Origin of the sequence: Streptomyces sp. NPDC026659 (assembly GCF_040638245.1) — a bacterium.
Taxonomy (GTDB): Bacteria; Actinomycetota; Actinomycetes; order Streptomycetales; family Streptomycetaceae; genus Streptomyces.
The window spans coordinates 220,999-244,132 of sequence record NZ_JBEZXY010000009.1; the positions used below are offsets into that span (position 1 = coordinate 220,999).

General features: G+C 73.0%; 20 protein-coding genes and 1 tRNA gene. 9 read left to right on the top strand and 12 right to left on the bottom strand.

Features of this window, described 5'->3' with window-relative positions:
* The first annotated feature begins 18 nt into the window (after positions 1 to 18).
* A complete protein-coding gene (locus AB0E91_RS23435) occupies positions 19 to 264 on the top strand; it encodes an MbtH family protein (RefSeq protein ID WP_361785154.1) in 246 nt (81 codons plus the stop codon).
* Here AB0E91_RS23435 and AB0E91_RS23440 read toward each other — a convergent pair.
* From AB0E91_RS23440 to AB0E91_RS23485, 10 genes are all read right to left on the bottom strand, one after another.
* Complete coding sequence (locus AB0E91_RS23440) at positions 217 to 975, bottom strand: SDR family oxidoreductase (RefSeq protein WP_361785157.1); 759 nt, start codon at positions 973 to 975, stop codon at positions 217 to 219. The two genes, AB0E91_RS23435 and AB0E91_RS23440, sit on opposite strands and share 48 nt — an antisense overlap.
* A 297-nt stretch (positions 976 to 1,272) precedes the next feature.
* A complete protein-coding gene (locus AB0E91_RS23445) occupies positions 1,273 to 1,857 on the bottom strand; it encodes a TetR/AcrR family transcriptional regulator (RefSeq protein ID WP_361785160.1) in 585 nt (194 codons plus the stop codon).
* A 58-nt stretch (positions 1,858 to 1,915) separates the two neighbouring features.
* Positions 1,916 to 2,986, bottom strand: a complete 1,071-nt coding sequence (locus AB0E91_RS23450; RefSeq protein ID WP_361785163.1) for an iron-siderophore ABC transporter substrate-binding protein — start codon at positions 2,984 to 2,986, stop codon at positions 1,916 to 1,918.
* A gap of 47 nt (positions 2,987 to 3,033) precedes the next feature.
* Positions 3,034 to 4,890 (bottom strand): ABC transporter ATP-binding protein, encoded by a 1,857-nt coding sequence (locus AB0E91_RS23455; RefSeq protein WP_361785166.1) that lies wholly within the window; start codon positions 4,888 to 4,890, stop codon positions 3,034 to 3,036.
* Positions 4,887 to 6,596: an ABC transporter ATP-binding protein gene (locus tag AB0E91_RS23460; protein ID WP_361785169.1), complete on the bottom strand. Its 1,710-nt coding sequence runs from the start codon at positions 6,594 to 6,596 to the stop codon at positions 4,887 to 4,889. Before AB0E91_RS23460 ends, AB0E91_RS23455 begins: the two co-directional genes overlap by 4 nt.
* Before the next feature lie 260 nt (positions 6,597 to 6,856).
* Complete coding sequence (locus AB0E91_RS23465) at positions 6,857 to 7,231, bottom strand: metalloregulator ArsR/SmtB family transcription factor (protein ID WP_161183189.1); 375 nt, start codon at positions 7,229 to 7,231, stop codon at positions 6,857 to 6,859.
* A 205-nt stretch (positions 7,232 to 7,436) separates the two neighbouring features.
* A complete protein-coding gene (locus tag AB0E91_RS23470) occupies positions 7,437 to 7,811 on the bottom strand; it encodes a hypothetical protein (RefSeq protein WP_161183188.1) in 375 nt (124 codons plus the stop codon).
* A gap of 202 nt (positions 7,812 to 8,013) precedes the next feature.
* On the bottom strand, positions 8,014 to 8,358 hold the full coding sequence (locus tag AB0E91_RS23475) for a hypothetical protein (protein WP_361785173.1): 345 nt from the start codon (positions 8,356 to 8,358) through the stop codon (positions 8,014 to 8,016).
* Between the two features lie 106 nt (positions 8,359 to 8,464).
* The gene (locus AB0E91_RS23480; protein ID WP_361785176.1) at positions 8,465 to 8,866 is read right to left on the bottom strand and encodes a PPOX class F420-dependent oxidoreductase; all 402 of its coding nucleotides are present in this window, start codon (positions 8,864 to 8,866) and stop codon (positions 8,465 to 8,467) included.
* A 113-nt stretch (positions 8,867 to 8,979) separates the two neighbouring features.
* A complete protein-coding gene (locus AB0E91_RS23485; protein ID WP_361785179.1) occupies positions 8,980 to 9,357 on the bottom strand; it encodes a helix-turn-helix domain-containing protein in 378 nt (125 codons plus the stop codon).
* Between the two features lie 81 nt (positions 9,358 to 9,438).
* Between AB0E91_RS23485 and AB0E91_RS23490 the strand changes: the two genes are divergently transcribed.
* A complete protein-coding gene (locus AB0E91_RS23490) occupies positions 9,439 to 10,905 on the top strand; it encodes an MFS transporter (RefSeq protein ID WP_361785182.1) in 1,467 nt (488 codons plus the stop codon).
* A gap of 43 nt (positions 10,906 to 10,948) precedes the next feature.
* Here the strand turns inward: AB0E91_RS23490 and AB0E91_RS23495 are convergent, their stop codons facing one another.
* Positions 10,949 to 12,106, bottom strand: coding sequence for a tetratricopeptide repeat protein (locus tag AB0E91_RS23495; RefSeq protein ID WP_361785185.1), 1,158 nt, complete (start codon positions 12,104 to 12,106; stop codon positions 10,949 to 10,951).
* A gap of 71 nt (positions 12,107 to 12,177) precedes the next feature.
* Positions 12,178 to 15,582, bottom strand: coding sequence for a CHAT domain-containing protein (locus tag AB0E91_RS23500; protein ID WP_361785188.1), 3,405 nt, complete (start codon positions 15,580 to 15,582; stop codon positions 12,178 to 12,180).
* A 143-nt stretch (positions 15,583 to 15,725) separates the two neighbouring features.
* On the opposite strand from AB0E91_RS23500, the gene AB0E91_RS23505 reads away from it, so the two are divergent.
* The 7 genes from AB0E91_RS23505 to AB0E91_RS23535 all read left to right on the top strand — a co-directional run bounded on the left by AB0E91_RS23505 (position 15,726) and on the right by AB0E91_RS23535 (position 22,955).
* Complete coding sequence (locus AB0E91_RS23505; RefSeq protein ID WP_361785191.1) at positions 15,726 to 16,205, top strand: hypothetical protein; 480 nt, start codon at positions 15,726 to 15,728, stop codon at positions 16,203 to 16,205.
* Positions 16,202 to 17,110 carry a hypothetical protein gene (locus tag AB0E91_RS23510; protein WP_361785194.1) on the top strand — a complete coding sequence of 303 codons (909 nt, stop codon included), beginning with the start codon at positions 16,202 to 16,204 and terminating at the stop codon, positions 17,108 to 17,110. The genes AB0E91_RS23505 and AB0E91_RS23510 overlap by 4 nt, the downstream gene beginning before the upstream one ends.
* Before the next feature lie 62 nt (positions 17,111 to 17,172).
* Positions 17,173 to 17,245: transfer RNA gene (locus AB0E91_RS23515), tRNA-Asp, on the top strand.
* A gap of 73 nt (positions 17,246 to 17,318) precedes the next feature.
* A complete protein-coding gene (locus AB0E91_RS23520; protein ID WP_361785197.1) occupies positions 17,319 to 18,461 on the top strand; it encodes a gala protein in 1,143 nt (380 codons plus the stop codon).
* A complete protein-coding gene (locus AB0E91_RS23525; RefSeq protein WP_361785200.1) occupies positions 18,458 to 20,467 on the top strand; it encodes an ankyrin repeat domain-containing protein in 2,010 nt (669 codons plus the stop codon). The genes AB0E91_RS23520 and AB0E91_RS23525 overlap by 4 nt, the downstream gene beginning before the upstream one ends.
* Positions 20,464 to 21,684 carry an AAA family ATPase gene (locus AB0E91_RS23530; protein WP_361785203.1) on the top strand — a complete coding sequence of 407 codons (1,221 nt, stop codon included), beginning with the start codon at positions 20,464 to 20,466 and terminating at the stop codon, positions 21,682 to 21,684. The genes AB0E91_RS23525 and AB0E91_RS23530 overlap by 4 nt, the downstream gene beginning before the upstream one ends.
* Before the next feature lie 95 nt (positions 21,685 to 21,779).
* Entirely contained in the window at positions 21,780 to 22,955 is a 1,176-nt protein-coding gene (locus tag AB0E91_RS23535) for a VWA-like domain-containing protein (RefSeq protein ID WP_361785546.1), read from the top strand.
* Positions 22,956 to 23,134: the final 179 nt, after the last annotated feature.

Below are 23,134 nucleotides of genomic sequence, written 5' to 3' on the forward strand. Positions count from 1 at the left end.
GACCCGGAAAGGCATCCCATGACCAACCCGTTCGAGAACCCCGACGGCGTCTACTCCGTCCTTGTCAACGACGAGGGCCAGCACAGTCTTTGGCCCGACTTCGCCGACGTACCGGCGGGCTGGCGGGTCGCGCACGGTCCGGCCGGACGCCAGGAGTGCCTGGACTACGTGGAGGCCCACTGGACGGACATGCGGCCCAAGAGCCTGATCGAATCGTCAGGCCGAGGACCCGCAGTCGATGACCAGGTCGGCGCCGACCACTGAACCCGCTGCGGGCGAGGCGAGATAGAGCACCGAGGCCGCCACCTCTTCGGCTTCCGCGACCCGGCCGAGCGGGTTTTCCGCCTTCACCCGCTCGGCACGGTCGGCCTCGGTCTCGCCGGGCCGCAGCGACATGGGAGCGGCGGAGGCGCCGGGGCTGACGGCGTTGATGCGGATGCCCTGGTGGATGTGATCGAGAGCGGCGGCGCGGGTCAGCGCGGAGACCGCCGCCTTCGAGGTGATGTACGCGGCAAGGTTCGGGATGCGGAGGTGCGCGCCCAGGTTGGAGGAGATGTTGACGATGACGCCGCCACCGTTTGCCTTCATGTACGCGATCTCGTGCTTCATGGCCAGCCAGACGCCGGTGACATTGGTGCGGATCACCGCGTCCCAGTCCTCCTCGCTCACCTCACTGACGGCTCCGACGCCGCGGAGTATCCCGGCGTTGTTGACCGCTATGTCCAGTCCGCCGAAGCGGGTGACGCTCTCGCGTACGAGGTTCCGAAGTTGGCCGGAGTCCGTGACATCGGCGGTGACGGCGGTGGCCGTGCCGTCGGCGGCCTCGATGAGAGCGACCGTCTCGTCCAGGGAGGCCGCGGTGCGTCCCGCAGCGACCACGGACGCGCCCTCGGCGGCGAAGGCGCGTGCGATGGCACGGCCGAGGCCGGAGCCCGCGCCGGTGACGAGGACGGTCTTGCCGGTGAAGCGGTTCATCTCGGTGGCTCCCTTGAGCGACGGATTACTTGGTGCGGTGGTTCAGAAGGGCGACGGCGCCGAGAGCGGCCCCTGTCGCGGCCAGGAGTCGAGCGGCAGCAGCCGGGGCGTGAGGGCGAGGCGGCAAGGGCCACTCAGAGTGGCCTGGACACAACCAAGGAGGACGAAGGCACATCGTTGCCGCACAGTGGCGACGTGGGTCGCGTCCGTGGCGGTCATTCGGTCCCTCTGATATTTGACTGATCGGTTCATTATTTGGGCATGCGGCAAGGGGCCCGGTGGATTCGACGGATGGAGTCAGTCCAGCAGGGCCAGGGCCTGTTCGGCCGCGTCCCGTACTCGGGCGGGATCGTCCGACGCCTTGCCGACGATCCGTACCCCCTGGAGCAGTACGAGCAGCATGCGGGCCAGGGTGCGCGGGTCGCGGTCCTCGGGCAGCTCGCCCTGGGCCTGGGCCCGTACGAGCGCGGAGTGCAGCAGGGTCTCGACGTGCTCCCAGCTGATCTCGACCCGGCGGGCCGCCGCGGGGTCGTGCGGGGCCAGCTCGGCCGCGGTGTTGGTGACGAAACAGCCGTTCAGCCGGCCCTCTGGGGTGGTGGCCTCCGCGGCGAAGCGGCGTACCACGGCCCGCACCGCGGGCAGCGCGGGGCCCGGCTGGGACAGCTCGGTGAGGAGAACCGGGTCGCGCGTCTCGGTGTACCGGTCCATGGCCTTCAGATACAGCTCGTGCTTGCTGCCGAAGGTCGCGTAGATGCTGGCGCGGCCGATGCCGAGGTGCTCGACCAGATCCGTCAGCGACGTCGCTTCGTAGCCGCGCCGCCAGAACAGCTCGAGGGCCGACTGCAGAACGGCGTCCGGGTCGAATTCCTTGGTTCTGGCCATGTCGAAGACAGAACCATATCTAGAACGATCGGTCAAATAATTGTGAGCTGTTCCGCCTTCAGGACGCCGGCTGCTCCACCTTGGTCGACGGCTTGCCGTCCACGGCCGCGTCGAGCTGCGGCACCAGCCGGTCGAGGACGTACGGAATGCTCAGCACGGTCGACAGGGACACCGCGTTGCCGTAGTCGCTGGTCTCCTTGACGAAGACCTCACGGCCCTCCTTCGCCACCTCGAGGTCGCCGTAGAGCGCGTTCTTGTGGAGCTTGGTGACCGACGAGGTGGTGTCGGGCGCGATCCACACCGCTACGTCCTGGTCGAGCAGGTCGTACCGTTCCTTGCTGATGTTCGCGCCGAACTGGTCGCCGATCAGCTTGTCCAGGTCCTTCGGCAGCGAGAAGCCGAGGTCCGCAAGGAGGCGGGAGCGGGGGTCCTGGCTGCCGAAGACGAAGACGCCCTGGTAGGGCGTCGCCATCACGGCCGTCTTCCCGGCGAAGTCCGGGTGCGCCTTCTTGGCCGCGGTGAACTTGTCCTGCACGCCCTTGACCAGCTGCTTCGCCGCGTCCGGCGTGCCCAGAGCCTTGCCGATCTCCTCCGTCTGCCGCTGCCAGGGGATGCCGTAGTCGTTGTACTGCTTGGGCTGCGCGACCACCGGGGCGAACTTCGACAGGTTCTCGTACTGCGACTTGGTGAGCCCGGAGTACAGGGCCAGGATGAGGTCGGGCTTGAGCGCGGCGATCTTCTCCACCTGGGGCCCGGTGCCGGTGTCCTTGAGGACGGTCGGCGCGGGCGTCGAGCCCAGCTTGTCGGTGGCCCACGGGCCGACGGCACCCTTGTAGCCGCCCACCCACTCGGTCGTGCCGACGGGCACCTTGCCGAGGGCGAGCACCGCGTCCTGGTCGGTCAGGCCGACGGTGACGATCCGCTTCGGCTCGGACTTGATCGTCGTACTGCCGTACTTGTGCGCGATGGTGACGGGGAAGGCGCCGCTCGACGCCGACGCGTCCGACCCGCCGGGCGACCCCGCGCGGTCGCCGTCGGAGGAGGAGCCGCACGCGACGGCCGCGCCGACGAGCAGGAGTACGGAGGTGAGCAGTCCGGTGAGCCGGGCGGCTCCACTGGCACGGGCCATTGAAGGATCATCCTTACGGTCGTGAGCGGTCGGTCGGTGCCGGGGTTCTAGGTGGGGGAGTCCTCGGGGTCTTCGGGGCCTGCCGGGCTTTCGGGGGCGTCGGGGTCGTCGGGGTCTCCGGGATCTTCGGGGGAGTGCGGGCGTTGTTCGGACCAGGCGCGCCACAGCTCGGCGTACACGCCCCCGGCGGCGAGCAGTTCCTCGTGGCGGCCCTGCTCCACGATCCGGCCCTCGCGCATCACCACGACACGGTCGGCGGTCGCGGCCTGGCCGAGCCGGTGGGCCACGACGATCGACGTCCGGCCCTTGAGCACCTGCCGGGCGGCCCCCTCCAGCAGTCGGGCGCCCGAACTGCCCGCCTCCGCGGTCGCCTCGTCCAGCACGGCGACCGGCGGATCGGCCAACCACAGCCGGGCCAGCGCCAGTTGCTGGGCGCGGTCGGGGGTCAGCCGGTACCCGCCGTCGCCCACCACCGTGGCGAGCCCCTCCGGCAGCGCCTCGGCCCAGTCCAGCGCGCCCACGGCGGCCAGTGCATCGAGGAGCTCCCCGTCGGTCGCGTCCGGGCGGGCCAGGCGCAGGTCGTCCGCGAGCGGCCCGGCGAAGACATGCACCTCCTGGGTGACCAGCGCGACCGAGCGGCCGTACTCGTCCGGCTCCGCGCCGTCCACCTCGATCCGCCCCGCGTCCGGCCGGTGCAGCCCCGAAATCAGCTTCGCCAGCGTCGACTTGCCCGCTCCGGTGGAGCCGACCAGGGCGACGGTCTCGCCGGGCTGGATGGCCAGGTCCACGTCGTGCAGTACGGGGCGGCCGGGCAGGTAGGCATGGGAGACACCGCGGACGGTGACGCCGGCGTCGGAGGCTTGCAGTTCGCCGACTTCCGTTTCCTTCACCGAGGGTTCGTCCACGACGCCGACCAGCCGGGCGAGGGCGGCCGTGGCGGACTGGGCGTCGTCCAGCAGGACGAGGGCGGTGTCGACCGGGCCGAACAGGCTGTGGAAGTACAGCGCGGCGGCCGTCGCCGTGCCGAGGGAGGCCGAACCGGAGCGGACCAGCAGGAAGCCGGTGGCCAGTACGGCCGCGAGCCCTATGAACTCCGCGATGTGCAGGCGGGCGTAGAAGCGCAGGACGAGGCCGACGCCGCGCATGGTGAGATCGACCGCCGCCCGTGAGCGCTCGTTCACGCGTCGCAGGTGTGGTTCCTCAAGTCGCAGCGCGCGTACGGTCGTCGCGCCGCCGATGCTGTCCAGGAGCTGCTGCTGCTGGGCGCCGGTGGCGACACGCTCGCGGGCGTACAGCGGCACGGCGTTGCGCACGTACCAGCGGGCCGTGTGTGCCTGCACGGGCACGGCGACCAGCGCGGCCAGCAGGAACCGCCAGTCCAGCACGGCGAGGGCGACGAGGGTCAGCACGATCGACAGGGCGGAGCGGGCGAGTTCGGGGAGCGCGGTGCGGACCGCTTCCGCGACGCGGGAAACGTCGCGTGTGACACGGGAGTTGAGGTCTCCGGACCCGGCCCGCTCCAGCCGGTCCAGGGGCAGGGACAGGGCCCGCTCCACGAACTGCTCGCGCAGCCGGGCGAGCGCCGTCTCGCCGAGCCGGGACACCCGGGCCATGCCGAGCGCGATGGTCACGCCCTGCACCACCGCGACGACGGCCAGGGCGACGACCGGCGTCGTGAGCGCGCTCGGCGGGCGGTGTTCGGTCACCAGGTCCACGACCTGGCCGAGCAGCGGTTGGGTGGCCAGCCCGACGGAGGTGGAGAGGACCAGGAGGCCGAACCCCGTTGCGGCGAGCGCGCGTTGAGGGCGGAGCAGCTCGCGTACGGCGGCGCGGGTGCGGGCGGGAGTGGCGGTCGGCAGGAGTTCGCGGTCCTGTGCGGGCGGGGCCGCCTCGGGGAGGGTCACGCCAATACCGCCGTCCGGTAGGCCGCGTCGGTGCGTACGAGGTCCGCGTGTGTGCCCCGCGCGCCTACCCGGCCGCCGTCCAGCAGGACGACCCGGTCGGTGACGGCCAGCAGGGTGGGACTGTTGGTCACCAGGACCGTGGTCCGGCCGCCGCGCACCTCTCGCACACCTTCCGCGATCCGCGCCTCGGTCACCGCGTCCACAGCGGTCGTCGGATCGTGCAGCACCAGGACGTCGGGTACGGCACCGAGGGCGCGGGCGAGGAGGACGCGCTGCCGCTGGCCGCCGGAGAGGGAGCGGCCGCCTTCGCCGATGGAGGTGGCGGGGCCATGGGGGAGGGAGTCGACGACTTCGTCGGCGCGGGAAGCGGTGAGGACGTGGATGGTGTGGCTCTCCGCGTCGCTTTGACCGGCGTCCGCCCAGGAACCCAGGTTCTCCGCCAACGTGCCCTGGAACAGGGCCGCGTCGTGGGCCGCGACCAGCACCGCCGTGCGCAGCAGCGCCGGGTCGAGGGAGGTGAGCGGTACGCCGTCCAGTTCGACGCTGCCCGACTCGGGGTCGGTTTCGCGGGCGAGGCAGTGGAGCAGGGCCTGGGCGTCGGCGGGGTCCGTGACGGCGATGCCGGTCAGTTCGCCGGGGCGCAGCTCGAGGTCCACCCCGGCCAGGCTGCCGAGCCGTACGTCCCGCAGCCGGAGGGCGCCGCGCAGTGGGCTCGGCAGGGCGGCGCCACCCGAGGGCACGGCGGGCTCGGCCGCGAGGACGGCGGCGACGCGGGCGGCGGAGGCGCGGGCCTGGGCGAGTTCGGCGTTGACCCAGGCGAACACCTCAAGTGGCTCCAGCAGGAAGAGGGCCAGCCCCACGGCGGAGACCAACTGGCCGAGCGAGATGGCGCCGCTCAGGGCCAGCCGGCCGCCCGCCAGGGCGATGAGCGCGATGAAGACACCGGTGAGGGTGAGGACGAGACCGGTCTGCCAGGACTCGGCACGGGCGGCCCGCAGAGTGGCGGCGAGGGAGTCGCGGCTCGTGCGCCGGTACCGTTCCACCGCGGCCCGTTGGGCGCCGAGCCCCTTGAGTACCCGCAGCCCGGAGACCAGGTCGGCGGCCACCCCGGAGGCGTGCGCCGCCCGCTCCTGCTGGGCCTCGCTGCGTCGCTCCAGCGGCTTGCCGAGAAGGTGACCGGCCCACAGCAGCGCGGGGGTGCCCAGGAGCACGATCAGACCGAGCGGCACGGAGACGAACAGCAGCGCCACCGCGCCCGCCACCACGCCGACGAAGGCCCAAATTCCGCTCATCAGCGCCATGTCGACCGCCCCGACCCGCTTGGCGTCCTCGGTGGCGATGCTGACCAGCTCGCCGGGCAGCCGTCCCGTCTCCGCTCCGCCCCGGGCGTCCAGGACCCGGCGCACGAGGGCCACCCGGAGATCGTGCGCGGCCTCCTCGGCGGCGCGTTCACCGGCGCGGGCGCCCAGCCGGAAACTCCAGGACAGGGCCACGTAGACCACGGCGAGCACACCGAGCCAGAGGACGAGCAGGCGCCCGTCCGACCGGGCCACGGCGCGGTCCACGACGACACCGATGAGCACCGGCACCGCGACTTCGCCCAGCTGATGGCCCGCGCCGAGCAGTACGGCGAGCGTGAGGCGGCGCCCCTGACGCCGGACGGCGTGTGCCAGGACGTCCCGCCCCGACGGCTTGCCTGTTCCCACCAGCCCACCCTCCGGAACCGGTCAACTTAGGCAAGGCTAGTCTAAGTAAGCGCGGTCGCGTCAATGCTTTCGGCAGGGTGGTGGGCGGTGGGTCGGGGCTAGGGGGTGTCTCGTCGATCAGGCCGGGCTCGCGGCGTCTGGCACCGCACCTCGCCGCGTTGTCGTCGGTCGCCGATGCTCCGCATCAACTCCCTCCTCCGCCTTGCGATGCACGGCACCAGACGCCGCTCCCTGATCCGGCCTGATCGACGAGACACCCCCTAGTGCGCGGTGCGCGAGGACATCGCGGGCCGGTCGGCCGCGGCCTCGTCCGACTGCCGCAGCTCCGCGAGGAGTTCGTTCTGTCCGGCCAGGAGTTCGGTGAGGATGCGGCGGGCCGCGCGCAGCAGTTCGGCCACATCGCCTCCGGCCAGCGCGTAACTCACGGTCGAGCCCTCGCGGATGGACACGACGATCCCGGACCGCCTCAGCACACCGAGCTGTTGGGAGAGGCTGGACGGCTCGATCTCTATGTCCGCCAGCAGGTCCCGCACCGGCACGGGGCCGTGCTGGAGCAGTTCGAGGACCCTGATGCGCACGGGGTGCCCGAGCATCCGGAAGAACTCCGCCTTGGCCTGATAGAGGGGGACTTGCATCGGGGCTCGCTCCCTGCCGCGTCGGGGACGGTCGGTCCAGGACGCGGCGGCGGTCCGGAGGGCGCCGCCGCGTGCCATACGCCCTGTACGGGCGATCCTTCTCGTCCCGGGCCGCGCGCAACCGCGAGTTGGGGTCATGCTGATGTCGCGACTTGAAGAAGTCTTCACATCATGGGCATGCGTCGGCCCGGGACCTGAGAAGGCGTCAGACCTCAAGCTGCTCTTCGACGCGCTTGAGCTGGTGGCGGGCCATCGCGAGATTGGAACGCGACTTGTCGAGCACCAGGTAGAGGAAGAGCCCGTTGCCGTTGCGCCCGGTGACCAGCCGCATCAGGTGGTACTGCGCACCGAGCGTGATCAGCACGTCCTCGATCTGGCTCTTGAGGCCCAGCTCCTCCATCGTGCGGACCTTGGCGCGGATCACGTCCGTGTTCCCCGCCGCCGCGATGTTCAGGTCCAGGTCCTTGCCCCCGCCCAGCGTGCCCAGGGCCATGCCGCTGGTGTAGTCGACCACCGCCGCTCCCATGGCACCCTCGACCCCGGCCATCATCTCCTTGAGCGAAACTTCCACACTCGCCATGGTGATCCTCCCCTTGAACGTCGTCCGAACCGGCGCGACTTGATCCGCCCGGTGCCCGCACGCTAGGCGAGCCGCACCGGCGCCGGTACGAAGGTCTTCGGGAGTGAGGGTTGTTGAGCGAGGGAAGTCGATTGTCGATCGATTGTCGAACGCAATCGAGCTGTCAGTGACGGATGTTGACCGTGTGGCGGAGACTCGACGGTCACTCGGGGTGAGCCAACGCCGCCTTCTGCAGCTGTACCGCGGTCAGCAGGCTCAGCCCCCGCTCCGACTGGCGCAGCGCCTTCAGCGCCGAGACCGAGCCGATGTCTCCCGTGAATCCAGCGGCTGCCAGCCGGTCGCGGTACCAGCGGGCGCACAGCTGGTCGTCGTCGGCGGTCTCGACCGTCGCGACGATCTCCAACGCCCGCTCCAGGCCCGGCCGTTCGTCGGGACCGGCGTCGGCCAGCGCCTGCCGGAGTGCCGCCGACACCAGGTCCGTGTCCCGGACCATCAGGGCGAACTCACCTTTGCCGGTGAAGTACTTGAGGTGCTTGATTCCCGTCATACGGATCATGGTGCTGGGCGACCGGGCCGGTGGCCAAGCGACTTGAGCAGACTCTGAGCCGGGCGTCCCGCAGCCTCGTGAGACCGGCTGCGGGGGCCCGGTGGTGTCAGCCGCGCGGGCTGCTGATCCGCTCCGGCTGGATCACGTAGATCACCCGGACCTGGTCGCGGCCGCCGAACCACGGGTACGGGCCGCCCAGGTACTTCTGGGACAGCGCCTCGATGTGGTCGACCGCGCCGTCCTTGGTCACCTTCACGACCCGGCCGCGGATCTGGACGTAGTTGGACGGGTCCGAGGGGTCGGAGACCGCGACGGCCACCCGGGGGTCGCGCTCGATGTTGCGGGTCTTCTGGTGCGACTCGACGCTGTTGATCAGGACGTACTCGCCGTCGGTGTCCACCCAGGTCTGGGTGAGCTGGGGCGAGCCGTCGGGCATCGTGGTGGCGATGTAGCAGGTGCTGGGGCGGCGCAGCAGCGCCACCAGGTCCTGGCCGAGGGGGACGGGCATGGGGCTACTCCCGGGTCTGTTCGCTGAGGGGGCCACGGTATCCGGAGCCGCTGCCCGTGCCGCAAAGGCCCGGCCCTCGGGGTGGCAGTGCCCGCTCGGAGCGGGACGGCAGGCTAGGAACCGGCGTCGTACGCGGCCCGCGCGGCGGTGATGTCCGCCCGGTGCCGTTCCGCCCAGCCGACGAGTCCGGTGAGGGTCGCGTGGAGTTCGCGGGCCATGGGAGTGAGGGTGTACTCCACCTTCGGCGGCACGGTGGGGTAGACGGTCCGGACGAGCAGGCCGTCGCGTTCCAGCTTGCGCAGGTTCAGGGTGAGCATCCGCCGGCTGATGCCCACGATGGCGCGCTCCAACTCTGTGAACCGGACCGGTCCGTGCGCGGCGGCGACGAGGATGCCGATGCTCCACTTGCCCGCGACATGGTCGAGGACCTCGGTGAGCGGGCACGCCTCGTTGCTGACCTGGTCGGACACATCGGTGTGACTGCGTGACATGAAAGTGCCTCCTTCCGCCGCGCGTCATGGTTACAGACGATGACCGCTGTAACAAGTCATGCACCATTGGAAGGAACCCCCATGTGGCGAACCCACACACCCGCACGGACATCACCGTGGTCGGCACTGGCCGTGCTCTGCGCCGGACAGCTGATGGTCATCCTCGACGGCACCGTCGTGAGCGTGGCGCTGCCCGCCATCCAACAAGACCTCGGCTACTCCTCGTCCGGCCTGGCCTGGGTGGTCAACGCCTACCTGGTCCCCTTCGGCGGCCTGCTCCTGCTCTCCGGACGACTCGGCGACCTCGTCGGACGCAAGCGCGTCTTCGTCACCGGCCTGAGCGTCTTCACGACCGCCTCGCTCCTCTGCGGTGTGGCCCAGGACCCGGCGACGCTGCTCGCCGCCCGGTTCGTCCAGGGCATCGGTGGCGCGGTGACCTCCGCCGTCACGCTCGGCATGGTCGTGACCCTGTTCCCGCGGCCGAAGGAGCGGGCCAAGGCCATCGGCGTCTACAGCTTCGTCCAGTCCGCCGGTGGCTCACTGGGCCTCCTCGCCGGAGGCGCCCTGACCCAGACCGTCGGCTGGCACTGGATCTTCTTCGTCAACGTCCCGATCGGCGTCGTGGCCGCGTCGGCGGCCGTACGCGTGCTCGCACCCGAGCCCGGGGTCGGCCTCCGCAGGGGGACCGACGCCGTGGGCGCGCTCCTGGTCACCGCCGCACTGATGCTCGGCGTCTACGCGATCGTCGAGACCCCCGGCCACGGCTGGACCTCGGCCCACACCCTGAGCTTCGGCGCCGCCGCACTCGCCCTGCTCCTGGCCTTCGTCGCCCGCCAGGCGAAGACACCCCACCCGCTCCTGCCGCTGCGGGTGTTCCGCTCGCGCGACGTCTCGGGAGCGCTGGTCGTCCAGGCCCTCATGGTGGCCGGGATGTTCAGCTTCCAGTTCCTGTGCGTGCTCCACCTGCGAAAGGTGCTCGGCTTCGACGAACTGCGCACCGGCCTCGGCATCTTCCCGGTCTCCCTCTCGATCGGCGCGCTGTCCCTCGGTCTCGCGCCCCGGCTGATCGCGCGCTTCGGCCCCCGCCTCGTACTCCTCCCCGGACTCGCGCTCATCGCCGGAGGTCTCGCCGTACTCGGCCGCGTACCGGCGGGCGGGAGCTACGCCGTGGACGTCCTCCCCGCGCTGCTGCCCCTCGGTATCGGCTTCGGCCTCGCGATGCCGTCCCTGGCCACGCTCGCCATGTCGGCGGCCACGCCCCAGGACTCCGGGATCGCCTCCGGCATGTTCAACACCATGCAGCAGATCGGCAGCGCCTTCGGCCTCGCGGCCCTCAGCACGCTCGCCACCGCGCACACGGATGCCCTGCTGGACGACGGGGCGAGCAACGCCTCGGCTCTCACGGGCGGTTACCAGCTCGCCTTCCGTATCGGCGCGTGCCTCGTCGCCGTCGCCCTGCTCCTCGCCGCCGGCCTGTCGCGATCGGGTGCCTCGGCCCGACGTACGGCGGCCGAGATGAAGCCGGTCGCGGAGAGCGCCACCCGCTGACTCCGCCCGAGGCTCGCGCACCCGATGTCCAACTGGCTTTTCTCTAAGCCGGGTTGTCCCGAAGCCACGCCAGGCGCTCGGCCGCCGTCCGGGTCAGGGGGTGATCCTTGCCGTAGACGCGGGTGTAGTCGGACTGGCAGCGGCGCAGCAGGGCGGCGGCCTCGGTGCGTTCGCCCGCGTCGATCAGGACGTTGGCCAGGTTGTCACGGGCATGGACGGTGTCGGGGTGGCCGTCCCCCTTCCTCGCGGCGGCCTCGGACAGCACCTCGCGGAGGATCACGACCGCTTCCCCGTACCGTTCCCGGGCGTGCAGGACGGCCGCGAGGTTGTTCCGGGTGGACTGCGTGTCCGAGTGCGCGGAGCCGTTGGTCCGTTGCTGGGCGGCGAGCACGGTACGCATCACCGCCTCGGCCTCGTCGAGCCGCTCCAGCCGGCACAGCGCGGCCCCGAGGTTGGCCTGGGCGGAGAGGCCGATCTCGCCGTCGCGCTCACCCATCCGCTCCAACTGAGCCAGAAAAGCGCGCAGTTCCGCTTCTCCCTCGGCCCAGCGGCCGCATCTGACCAGCGCGGCCGCGTGCTGCCCGGTGTCGTGCAGCACCGTGGGATGGTCGGGCCCGAGCTGCCGCTTGCGGCGTTCCAGCACGTCCCGGCGGAGCCCCACCGCCTCGGGTTCGCGCCGGAGTTGCTCCAGCGCGCGTGCCAGGCCGCTCGCGCTGTTCAGGGTGTCGGGGTGGTCGCGGCCGAGCAGTTCGGCCCGGCCCGTCCAGACGCTGCGCCAAACCTCCTCCGCCTTTCCCGGATCACCCATGCTCTGCAGCAGATCGGCGATGTCGGCGGCGGTCGTCAGGGTGTCCGCGTGTACGAAGCCGAGCAGCTGCGTCTGGAGGCGCGCCAGGTCCATGAGGCGTTCGAGAGCCTCCTCGCGGCGCCCCTCCATGCCCGCCAGCGCGCGGGCGTAGTCGCGGAACGCCAGGAGCGTGTCGGGGTGTTCGGGGCCGAGTCGTTCGTAGGCGGCGTTGGCCTTCATGCCGTAGAACTCGTGCGGCGGAAGGCCGACCCGGACGATCTCCTCCTCCCCGCCGTCGTCGTTCAGCATCGTCACCACCAGATCGGCCGCCCGGGGCTGGTCCGGATCGGCGGGAGCCGTTGGTGGCCGCTGCGGTGGTTCGTCGTCGCGCTTCCTGCGCCACAGGGGGGCCATGTCGCGACCAACTCCTTCTCGTCGGCTACCGCTTCGGGATCTTCGGCCGGGTTGTGGGCTCTGCTACCGGATCACGCCCCGGAGTGCACATGGGCCGCCCAGAGGCTCGGGCTGTTCCGGAAGGCGGTACGGCACTGTCGCACGGCGTGGTGCAGCGCGAGCGCGGCCCGGTCCGTGTCGAGGGCGTAGGACGCGGCCGGTATGCCGGTCCGCAGATGGCGGTAGAGGCTTCTGGTCATGCGCACCGCCACCGCGTCGTGCACGGGCCACAACGTGCCGATCGCGTGCGGATATCCGGCGATCTGGAAGGCCGAGGTGATGTGGATCGCCTCGTCCGCCAGCAGGTCCGAACCCCGCGCCGTGTCGCACGCGGACAGTACCGCGAGCCGGGCGTACGGCAGGTCGAGGCGCGAGATGTGACGCACCGTCAAAGGGTGTTCCCGGTGGTCGTGCACGAGCAGCCGGGCCCGCGACGGATTCTCCGGGTCGCTCACCCCGTGGCAGGCGAAGTGCACATACGGGTGGGCTGACAGGACGCCCAGCACGTTGCCACGCGTCGCGCGCGGGCCCGTGAGCACGCCGGGCACCGGGAGCAGCGCGCGCAGTTCCCGCATCTCCCGGCGGACGCCGCCGAGGGGCCGGGTGCCGGGCGCGTCGGGCACGACCACCGCGAGCAGGCCGCCTGCCGGGGTGCGGCCGGCCGCGCGGGCGCGGGCGTAGGACAGGGCGCGGACGGTCGGCGTGTAGGACGAGACGACGAGGTCGAGCACTGCTCGCGGCCGGGGGTCCGGCTGGAATCGGGGGTCTGTCCGGAGCTGGGGGTCCGTCCGGGGATGGGGGTCCGGCGGCTCCTCGTGGTGGCCCGCCGCGTGCAACGGAAGCGCCGCGAGCGCACCGCCCGGCGACCACCACAGCCGGGGCCAGGCGCCGTCGGCGGGCGGGTCGAGCAGGCCCAGCTCGCGGAGCACCGGCTCCGCGACACGGTCCCACGTCCAGCCCAGCACCTCCGCGACCGCGCCCTGGGCCTCCCGCTCCCGTCCGGGCGTCGCGGCGGCGTCCAACGCGCCGTGCAGCCGCGCCACTTGCCCTTCCAGTGCCTCGGGAGTCACCCCGGTCAGCGGCACCGGCGTGACACCGTCCGGCCGCACGATCAGGGCGTCGCTCCGGTAGACGCTGGAGTACACCACCACGACGGGACCGTCCTCCGCGCACGCCAGCACCTCGGCGTACGTCGGCGCCCCGAGGAAACCCGCGTAGCCGGGCAGTGCGCGGATCTCGGTGACCAGTCGCTCCCAGCGGGCCGCGAGGGTGTGCCGCAGATCGGCGATGCCTCCGTCGTCGGGCGCGTCGGAATCGGTCGACTCGATGAGCTGACGCAGATGGACGAACCGCTCGGCGGTCAGGGGATGTTCGGCGCGCAGCCGCTCCAACTCGGCGCGCTCGGCGATCGCCTGGCCGAGCAGCACCCCGCGCCCCTGCTCCAGGAGCAGTACGGCGTGGTCGAGTCTGCCGAGCCGTACGGCGCAGGCGGCGGCGTCGGCGGCGAGCCCCTGCACGCTGACGAGCTCGTGCTCCTGGTCGTCGCGGGCGAGTCGCCGGGTGATGCTGAACGGCAGCAGTGCGAGGGCGAGTTCGAATCCTTCGAGTGCCTCCTGCCACCGGCCGCCGTCGGCCGCGGCCGCGCCCCAGTCGCAGGCGGCCAGGACACGCCGCGCGGCCGGAAGCGCCTCGATCCTGGCCACCTGTCGGTAGGCGTCCTCGGCCGCGCGCAGGACGGCGGGGTCCTCGGTCACGAGGTGCAGGGTGCGCAACCCCGAGGCGTAGGACTGGAGATATCCGGCGGTGTGGGCCGTGCCGGTGGCGGATGCCCACACCGCCCGGCCGAGCGTGGACACCGCCCGGTCCAGGAGCTCCGGGTCCTCGGCCAGACGGGCCGCGGTGAGCAGGGTGAGGCCCAGGTTGTGCAGATAACTCGCGTGCTCCGGGCTGCCGTACGCCGTGCCCTCCACCGCGAGGTTCAGCGCGTCGACGGACTCGTCCAGGTCGGCCGGGTCGCCGCCGCTCCGGAACCGCTGGTGCAGGGCGTTGCCGAGGTGGTTCAGCCGCGAGGCGTGCTCGGGGGAGTCCTCCTGGGTGAGGGCGAGGGCCTGCCGGGCCACGTCGACGGCCTCGACGGCGGCGCCGGGGTCCGCCGTACGGTCGTGCCAGGTCTGGAGGACGACACCGAGGTTGGCCAACTGCTGGGCGGACTCGTGCGGGAAGTGGGGGAAGCTCGGGGCGAGCCGGGCCAGTCGGGCCGCTTCGCGCAGGGCGGCGAGGTCGCCGGTCTGGTGGTGGCGCTCGCGCAGGGCGACGGCCAGGTTGGTCAAGCGGCCGAAGTGATCCGGGAGTTCGGGGGACGGCCCGGCGACGGCCGCGCGCAGGATTTCCACCGCCTGGTCCAACAGCACCGCGTCGCCCGTGCGTTCACCCAGTCGGTGCAGGGCGTTGCCGAGGCTGTTCAGGCGTTGTGGGTGTGACGGGCTGCCCGGAACGGTGCCCTCGACCGCCTTGCGCAACAACGTCACTGCCTCGCCCAGCAGTTCGGTGTCCTCGGTGTGTTCGGACGCGAGACGCAGGGCGACGCCGAGTTCGGCCAGGCCGCGCGCGTGCGACGGATGACCTCGGGGCGTGGCGGCGCGGGCGGCCCGGCACGCCGTGATCATCTCCTCGATGTCGGCGGCGTCGCCGGTGAGTTCGGCCCGTACGAAGGATGCCGTGGCGAGATTGAACAGGGCCGCCGTGTGCCGGGGGGAGTCGGCGGGCATCGTCGCGAGGACCGTGCGGAGCAGGTGCACCGCCTCGTGCGCGACGGCGGGGGAGGGGTCGAACTTGAGGGCGAGTTGGAGCGTGGCCGCCAGGTTGTTGCGGTGGGCCTCGATGCCCTGCGCGTTCTCGGGAGTGTCGTCCAGCAGGCTCAGGGCGTGGCGCTGCAACCGCTCCGCCTCGGCCAGATCGGCCGTGCCGCCGGTGATCCTGGCGCGCTCGCGCAGTAACGCCGCCAGGGTGTCGAGCGTCGCCGAGGGCTGGTTCGTCCCGTCCTCGGGCATGTCGGCGGCACGCCGCAGCACCTCGATCGCGGTCTCCATGTCGGCCTGGTCCCGGTCGAGTTCGAAACGGTCCGCGAGCATGCGGCCCAGCAGCCGCAGATCCTGTTCGCGCACGGTCTCGCGCACCACCAGCCGACGGCCCAGCTCGATCGACTCGTCCAGGTCGCGCCGGTCGCGGAAGGCCGCCCAGCGCAGGACCAGGGTCAGCCGCAGGGTCGACTCCCAGGTGGTCCGCACGTGCGGGGCCGCGGGCTCGGTGCTCAGCACCGCCCGGCAGATCTCGGTGCCGCTGTCCAGGGGGAGGCGGTCACCGGTGCCCTGGAACTGTCCGACCAGCGCGACGACCCCTTCGAGGGACTCCCTGTCCGGTCCATTGACGTCTGGCATCGCCCGCCCCCGTGCGGCTGACTGTGGGCTCTCGACCGTAGTGCGCGGCGGGAACTCCGAAGCCCGATTTTACCCACGAAGCCCCGCTGTCACGCTCGTTGTGGTGAGCTTGCGACGACCGGCTGATCCATGGAGGTGCGGCGATGGGCGGACTCGGCGGCGGCGTGGGCTCGTTCGGTGACGGTGCGGACGGGTTCGGTGACAGCGGGGACGGGGCAGCGGACGGGTTCGGGCACGAGCGGCTGGCCGCCCTGTGCCATCGGCTGACCGCCTCCCCGGGGACGGACGACCTCGATCCGCCGGTGCGCCTCCTGGTGGAGCACATCACCTCGGAGGTGCGCGGCGGCCGTCCGCCCGAGGAACTGGAAGAAGACTTCGACGAGTTGGAGGACCTGCTCCTCGCCTCGGGGCTCAGCTCCGGACTCGGCTCCTACCGCACCGACGCCCCGCCCCCGTACCGGAGTTTCCCCGGCACCGGGCCCGGACACCCGCCGCTGCACGCGCTCATCTGCCCGCGCGGCCACTGCGCCCGGGTCGAGCCGCCGCCGTCCGAGGACGACGGCCACCCGGCCTGTCGGGTCTTCGGCGAGACGCTGCGCGAGTTCAGGGTGCGCCGTCCGTGAACGCGTTCCTCGGCGCGCTGAGCGGCAAGATGGCCGAGCGCTGGCTCGCCCTGCTGGCCATCCCCGGACTGGTGTACCTGGTGGCGCTGGCCACGGCGGTGACCCTGGGCCAGCGCCACTGGTACGACACCGGGCGGCTGCGGACCCGCCTGGACTCCCTGGCGGAGGCTCCCGGCGCCCACAGCCCGGGCGCCCTCGCGGTCGCGGCGGTCGCCGTCCTGGCCGGGGCCGCGCTCACCGGCACGGCCGCGCAGGCGCTCGGCGCCCTGATCGAGCGGACCTGGCTCATGGCACCCCGGGGCCCGCTGACCCGCCTGCTGACCGCACGCCGGCTGCACCGCTGGCGCACCGCCGACACCGACTACCGCACGGCGCTGGTCGCCGCCGGACGCGCCGGGCTGAGCGGCCGGGGCGACGCCGGCGCACTCACCGACGAGGCGGAGGCGCGCTATGCCGAACGCAATCGGATCGCCCTGGTCCGGCCCCGCCACCCGTTCTGGACCGGGGACCGGGTCGCGGCCCCCGACCAACGCGTCTGGCGCGCCTACCGCCTCGACCTCTCGACCGCGTGGCCGCACCTGTGGCTCCTCGCGCCCGACAGCACCCGTACGGAACTCGGCACCGCGCGGGGCGCCTTGAGCGCGGCGGCCCGGCTGAGCGCCTGGGGCGTGGGCTACCTTCTGCTCGCCGTCTGGTGGTGGCCCGCCGTGTTCGTCGGCGTGACGACCGCCCTGACGGGCCTGTCCCGTGGCCGCACCGCCGCCGCGTCCTTCGCGGAACTCGCGGAAGCCCTGGCCGACTTGCACGGGAGGGACCTGGCGACGGCGGTCGGGGTGGAGTGCGAGGGGCGGATCACGCCGGAGGTGGGCGACAGCGTGACGCGGCTGCTGAGCAAGCCGGATTGAGGCGTGATTCACTCGAACCAGTGATCGAAAATCTGTTCTCGTATGTCTAAGATCACTCGTGCAAGGCCGTAGCGCAGAGGTCGTCGCGCCTACGCATCAAGCAGGAGGACGTCGGTTCGAATCCGACCGGTCTTGCACCTGCTTCTTCTCATGTCGGCCGTGTGCCGACGCGGACCGCCGGTCCCCGGCGAAGGACCGGTGGAGTGTGATGACCCAGCCGACGACGCCCGTACGCTGCCCGGCGATCGAGCACCCCGACCTGCCACTGGCCGACCCCGCGGCGCTCGGCCCGCTGCTCGACCGCCTCGCGGACCCGGTTCCCCCGGTCGCCGACGAGACGTTCCCGCTCGGCACCCTGCGCGCCGACGGCCGGGTGGACCTGTGCAAGCAGGGCCTCGGGCCCGACGGCGCCGCCCGGCTGCTGCCCGTGGCCGCCGCCTCCCCGCACGCCGCCCACCTGCTCCTCGGCACCAACGCCCTCGGCGACGAAGGCGCCCGCTCCGTCGCCGCCGCCCTGAGCGACACCGCCGCCCACGGCGTGCACACCCTCTACCTCGGCTGCAACCGCATCGGCCCGGACGGCGTGACCGCCCTCGCCGGAGCCCTCGCCGACGACACCGCCCTGCGCGCCCTCTGGCTCAAGCGCAACCCCGTCATGACGGACGGCGCCCGCACCCTCGCCGCACTCCTGCGCCGCAACACCGCGCTGCGCACCCTCGACCTGGTCAACTCCGGCATCGGCGCCGAGGGCGTACGCCTCCTCGTGGACGCCCTCCTGGACCGCCCGGCCCCGCTGGAGCGGCTCTTCCTCGGGGGCAACGGCCTGACCGCCGCCGAGGCCCCGCTGCTCGCGGCCCTCGTCCGGGACGCGGGCGTGCGCGAGCTGTACCTGACGGCCAACCACCTCGGCGACGAGGGCACCGCCGTCCTCGCCCGCGCGGCCGACCCCGCCCGCCCCCTGCGCCTCGGCCTCGGCGGCAACGGCATCGGACCCGACGGCGCCCGCGCCCTCGCCGACGCCCTCGACGGCATCGAACACCTCGACCTCGGACGCGCCATGTCCGAGCGCAGCCTCGGCGCCCCGGGCAACACGACCGGCGACGCAGGCGCCCAGGCCCTCGCCGACGCCCTGCCCGGCAGTGCGCTGCGCCGCCTCGAACTGCGCCACACCGGCATCACCGGCCGGGGAGCCAAGACCCTGCTCGCCGCCCTGCCCGACGGCCACCGCCTGGAGTACGTCGGCCTCGGCCCCGGCCTGCCCCGCCGGGTCAAGCGCTCCTTCGCCGAGCGGATGTGCCCGGCCCGGCCGACCCACCCGGACCTGCGCGCGATCGGCAGCGTGTACCGATGAGCCCACGCCCGCTGCCGCCCGCCGCCCTCTCCCGCGAAGACGCCCCCGCCTGGGCCCGCGTCCGCCGCTACGCCGTGCCCCGCTGGATGATCGAGCGCGCCACCGAGGCCCGCCTCGCCGGTGACTGGCGCGCCGCCTGCGACGCGGCCGCCGTGGACATCACCCCCGGCGTCGAGCCCGACCGCGTGGCCGAGACCTACGGCGCGGACGTGGCCGCACGCGTCGCGGACGACCTGCGCCACCTCGCCCCCGACCTGATGCGCTGGCACCTGCCCCGCGCCCTCGGCGGCCACACCACCGTCGCCCCCGCCCGACGCGTCACCCTCGCCGCCTACGGCAGCACCGGACCCGTCCTCTCCGTCACCACCTCCCCGATGCTGAAGGGCCCACAGCGGCTCCGGCTCCACCTCGGCCCCGCCGCCGCGCCCGGTCGCGACCGGCTCCACCGCCTGACGTACGCCCCCGAGGACTGGACCGCCGCCCGCCGCTTCTGGGACGCCCGCCGCACCGGAGAACTGCGGTACAGCGCGGGCGGCATCGGCGCCGACCGGCTGCCCTTCCTCCACCCGGACGGCACCCCGCTCACCCCGGCCGAACTGCCCACCGAGGACCCCGGCCCCGCCGACCCGGCCGCCCGCGCCGAGTGGGTCGCCGTCCTCCAGACCCGGGGCGAGCACGCCGAGGCATACGCCCTGGCCGACATCGACCTCGACCTCACGGCTCCGCCGGGCGGCAGCCGCTTCTCCCGGCCGCTCGACGTGGCCGCGATGGCCCACCGCGACGGGCTCGACCTCACCAGGATCGTCCCCGAGATCCGGCTGCTGGAGCGGGCCGGACGCGGTACGAGCTTCCGCATCCCCGTGCACTGGCGGGGCCACCTCCGCGTCGACCTCGCCCCGGCGGACGCCGATGGCGCCCCCGCCCGCGTCACCGGCCGCGAGCGCGACGAAGACGCCCACCGTCTGCCCGACTACGCGTGGCAACGGCTGCCCGACATCGCCCTGTTGCGCGCGGGACTGATACGCCCCGAGACGCTGCACCCGCTGGTCGCCGCCGCCCTGCTGCCGAAGGCAGGCCCCGCCACGGGCCCGGCCGGACCGCCCGAGCCCGTCCCGGTCCGCGTCCGCTGCCGGGGCGAGTGGCACCAGGTCGTCTCCCGCGACGGCGGACTCGCCGTACCGCACACGGACCAGGAGCAGCGGCGCGAAATCGCCCTGCGCGCCTTCGGCGGTGCCGTCTCCGGCTGCTTCGCCACCCAGCACACCTGGACCAGCGGCGAGGGCCGCCTGCCACGCGCCCTGCGGGCCCAGCAACGCGACCTGTTCGAGCGCGCCCAGCACGGGGACACCCCCGGCGTGCTCGCCCTGCTCGACGCCGGGGTGGACCCGCGCGTCCGGGACGCGGGCGGGCTGACCCTGCTGCACGTCCTGCACCTGCTGGACCACCGCGAACTGCTGCCGCGCCTGCTGGCGGCCGGTGTCGACCTGGAGGCACGGAGCAAGACGGGGCGCACCCCGCTCCAGAACGCCGTCGAGTACGGCGGCTCGGCCGACCTGGTCCGGGAACTCCTCGACGCGGGCGCCCGGATCGACGGGGTCAACGACAAGGAACTGTCCCTCGCCCAGGTCATCCGCTCCTACGAGCGGCACGACCTCATGTTCCTGCGCCACCGCGTGCTGAAGGAGCATCCGGGCATCGGCCACGAGTGGTACGACGAGTACCTGAACGAGCGGGACGAGGAGCCGGACTGGGACGAGGAGCCTCCCTTCGACTGGGACGCCGACGCCGACGGTGACTCGCACGACGGCGACCAGGAACCGGGCGAGGACCCCGATCCGCCCACAGAGAACGACTGGGCGGCCGAAGAGCCCGGTGCCGACGAGGAGTTCGAGCCGGACCCCACCGAGGAGCCCGACCACTTCGACCACTCCGACGACCCCTGGGCGCTCGCCGAAGGCCGCCCCGCCACCCAGCACGAGGACGAGGACGAGGACGACCGAGCATGAGCACCTCCACCGCCACCTCCACGTCCGCACCCACCGCGCCTGCCGGCCCCCTCGCCGCCGCCGACGCCCTCAACGCCCGGCTCGGCGTCACCCGGCGCGAGTCCTCCGCGAACCCCCAGCTGGAGGCACTCGCCCTGGCCGTGACGGCCAACCAGCCGGTACTGCTGTGGGGCGAGCCGGGCATCGGCAAGTCCGCCGGGATGGAGCAGCTCGCCGCCGCGCTCGGGGTCCAGCTGGAGACGGTCATCGCCAGCGTCCACGAGCCCTCCGACTTCGCCGGACTCCCCATCGTCGGCGACGACCCCGCCACCACCGGCGTCCCCATGGCCCCGCCCGACTGGGCCGTCCGGCTCGCCCGCACCGGGCACGGGCTGCTCTTCTTCGACGAACTCTCCTCCGCCCCGCCCGCCGTGCAGGCCGCCCTGCTCCGCGTCGTCCTCGAACGCCGGGTCGGCAGCCTCGCCCTGCCTCCCTCGGTGCGTATCGTCGCCGCCGCCAACCCGCCCTCCAGCGCGGCCGACGGCTGGCACCTCAGCCCGCCGCTCGCCAACCGCTTCGTCCACCTCGACTGGACGCACGACCCGCGCACTGTGGCCCGCGGCATGGCCGGTACGTGGCCCGAGACCGCGCTCCCGACCGTCGACGCCGCCCGTGCGTCCGGCGCCGCCGCCCGCGCCCGGGGCGTGATATCCGGCTTCCTGACCGCCCGCCCCGGACTGGTCCACCACATGCCCAAGGAGGCCGAGGGCCGGGGCCGCGCGTGGCCGTCGCCGCGCACCTGGGAGATGGCTCTGCGCCTGCTCGCCGCCGGATACGCCTCCGGGGCCCGGGCGGAGGCGCGGGCCGCCGCGCTGATGGGCGCCGTCGGCGAGGCCGCCGGCATCGAACTCCTCTCCTACCTGGAGAACCTCGACCTGCCCGACCCCGACCGCGTGCTGGCCGACCCGGCCGCCTTCGCCCTCCCCGAACGCGGCGACCGCCAGCTGGCGTTCCTCATCGCCGTGGTCGCCGCCGTGCAGAGCGAGCCGACCCGTCCCCGCTGGGAGGCGGGCTGGGAGGTGCTGGCCAAGGCCGTCGACGCGGGCGTACCCGACGTGGCCGCGCGGGCGGCCGGCGACCTCGCCGCGATGCGCGAGCCCGACTGGCCCGTCCCGCCCGGTATCGACGCCTTCCTGGAACTGCTCCAGCTCGCCGGCGCGCTGCCCGGCGCGCGCTGACCGGCCGACCCGTGTCAGCCACCCGGGAACCGGCCGACCGGCCGGAGCACGAGCCGCCGCATGAGTCGCCGCACGAGCCGTCGGACGGCCGGTCGCTGGACCGCGCCAAGCTGCTGGCCGCGCGCTACAAGGCCGCCGAGGCGCGCCCCTATCTGGCCTCCGCGCTCTACGCGCTCACGGTGGTCGCCTCCGACCGGGTCCCCACCATGGCCGTCGACCGCCACTGGCGCTGCTACGTCTCCCCGGCCTTCGTCGCGGACATCGCCGTCGACGAACTCGCCGGGGTGTGGGTGCACGAGGTCGCGCATCTGCTGCGCGACCACCACGGCCGGGCCGAACGGCTTCCGGCGGCCGACCAGGGCGACCCGCTGCGGGTCAACATCGCGCAGGACTGCGAGATCAACGACGACCTGCTCGCCGACGGACTGCGTCTGCCCGCGGGCCGCGTGGAGCCCGCCCTGTTCGGTCTGCCGTCCGGCGGCCTCTTCGAGGGCTATCTGCGCGGTATCCCCTCGATCCCGCGACACCACCTGAACTGCGGTTCCGGCGCGCACGGTGTCCCCGCGCCCTGGGACCTGGGGGAGCGGGGCGGTCCGGCCCGGCTCGGGCCGGTGGAGGCCGAGGCCCTGCGCCGCCAGACCGCGCAGGCCATCCGCGCGCACCTGCGCGCCCGGGGTACGGTCCCGGCGGGCTGGCGGCACTGGGCCGAGGAGGTCCTCGAGCCGACCGTCGACTGGCGCAAGGCGCTGAGCGGCGCGGTCCGCGAGGCCGCCGCCTGGGCGGGTGGCGCGGTCGACTACACCTACCGCCGCCCGTCCCGCCGCACCCCCGCCCTCGGCGGCCGGATCGTGCTCCCCAGCCTGCGCAGACCGCTGCCGCGCGTGGCGATCGTCGTCGACACCTCCGGTTCCATGGGCGAGGACGACCTCGCCGCCGCCCTCGCCGAAGTGTCGGGCGTACTGCGGGAGGTGGGCGTCGGCGGCAACCGGGTCACCGTCCTCGCGTGCGACGCCGATGTGCACGCCGTCTCCCGGGTGACCAGCGTCGACCAGGTCGAACTGGCCGGTGGGGGAGGCACGAACATGGTCGTCGGCATCAGCCGGGCACTCGCCGCCGCGGAGCGGCCGAACATCGTCGTCGTGCTGACCGACGGCTTGACGCCGTGGCCGCAGGAGCCCCTGTCCTGTCGGCTGATAGCGGCACTGATCGGGCCGTCCGCGCCGGAGCCGCCGTCGTGGGTCGAGACGGTACGGGTCACGACGGCGGACTGATGTGCGGGCGGTTCGGTCCGGCTTCTCCGAGGCATCGTCAACTCGCGTAGATTTGCCGAACTTTGCGGAACTTGGAGATGCCGCGCGGCCGAATTCCCGCCATTTATTTTTTGACATGGACTGTTCATGGGAGCGCTCCTGGGCCAAGCTGAGCGCGCCTCGCGAACCCCGCGAGCACT

Bases quoted from the DNA above. Each gene is read 5' to 3' on its own strand.
- AB0E91_RS23435 (WP_361785154.1), top strand. From the start codon at position 19: ATGACCAACCCGTTCGAGAACCCCGACGGCGTCTACTCCGTCCTTGTC.
- AB0E91_RS23440 (WP_361785157.1), bottom strand. From the start codon at position 975: ATGAACCGCTTCACCGGCAAGACCGTCCTCGTCACCGGCGCGGGCTCC.
- AB0E91_RS23445 (WP_361785160.1), bottom strand. From the start codon at position 1,857: ATGGCCAGAACCAAGGAATTCGACCCGGACGCCGTTCTGCAGTCGGCC.
- AB0E91_RS23450 (WP_361785163.1), bottom strand. From the start codon at position 2,986: ATGGCCCGTGCCAGTGGAGCCGCCCGGCTCACCGGACTGCTCACCTCC.
- AB0E91_RS23465 (WP_161183189.1), bottom strand. From the start codon at position 7,231: ATGCAAGTCCCCCTCTATCAGGCCAAGGCGGAGTTCTTCCGGATGCTC.
- AB0E91_RS23470 (WP_161183188.1), bottom strand. From the start codon at position 7,811: ATGGCGAGTGTGGAAGTTTCGCTCAAGGAGATGATGGCCGGGGTCGAG.
- AB0E91_RS23475 (WP_361785173.1), bottom strand. From the start codon at position 8,358: ATGACGGGAATCAAGCACCTCAAGTACTTCACCGGCAAAGGTGAGTTC.
- AB0E91_RS23480 (WP_361785176.1), bottom strand. From the start codon at position 8,866: ATGCCCGTCCCCCTCGGCCAGGACCTGGTGGCGCTGCTGCGCCGCCCC.
- AB0E91_RS23485 (WP_361785179.1), bottom strand. From the start codon at position 9,357: ATGTCACGCAGTCACACCGATGTGTCCGACCAGGTCAGCAACGAGGCG.
- AB0E91_RS23490 (WP_361785182.1), top strand. From the start codon at position 9,439: ATGTGGCGAACCCACACACCCGCACGGACATCACCGTGGTCGGCACTG.
- AB0E91_RS23495 (WP_361785185.1), bottom strand. From the start codon at position 12,106: ATGGCCCCCCTGTGGCGCAGGAAGCGCGACGACGAACCACCGCAGCGG.
- AB0E91_RS23500 (WP_361785188.1), bottom strand. From the start codon at position 15,582: ATGCCAGACGTCAATGGACCGGACAGGGAGTCCCTCGAAGGGGTCGTC.
- AB0E91_RS23505 (WP_361785191.1), top strand. From the start codon at position 15,726: ATGGGCGGACTCGGCGGCGGCGTGGGCTCGTTCGGTGACGGTGCGGAC.
- AB0E91_RS23520 (WP_361785197.1), top strand. From the start codon at position 17,319: ATGACCCAGCCGACGACGCCCGTACGCTGCCCGGCGATCGAGCACCCC.
- AB0E91_RS23525 (WP_361785200.1), top strand. From the start codon at position 18,458: ATGAGCCCACGCCCGCTGCCGCCCGCCGCCCTCTCCCGCGAAGACGCC.
- AB0E91_RS23530 (WP_361785203.1), top strand. From the start codon at position 20,464: ATGAGCACCTCCACCGCCACCTCCACGTCCGCACCCACCGCGCCTGCC.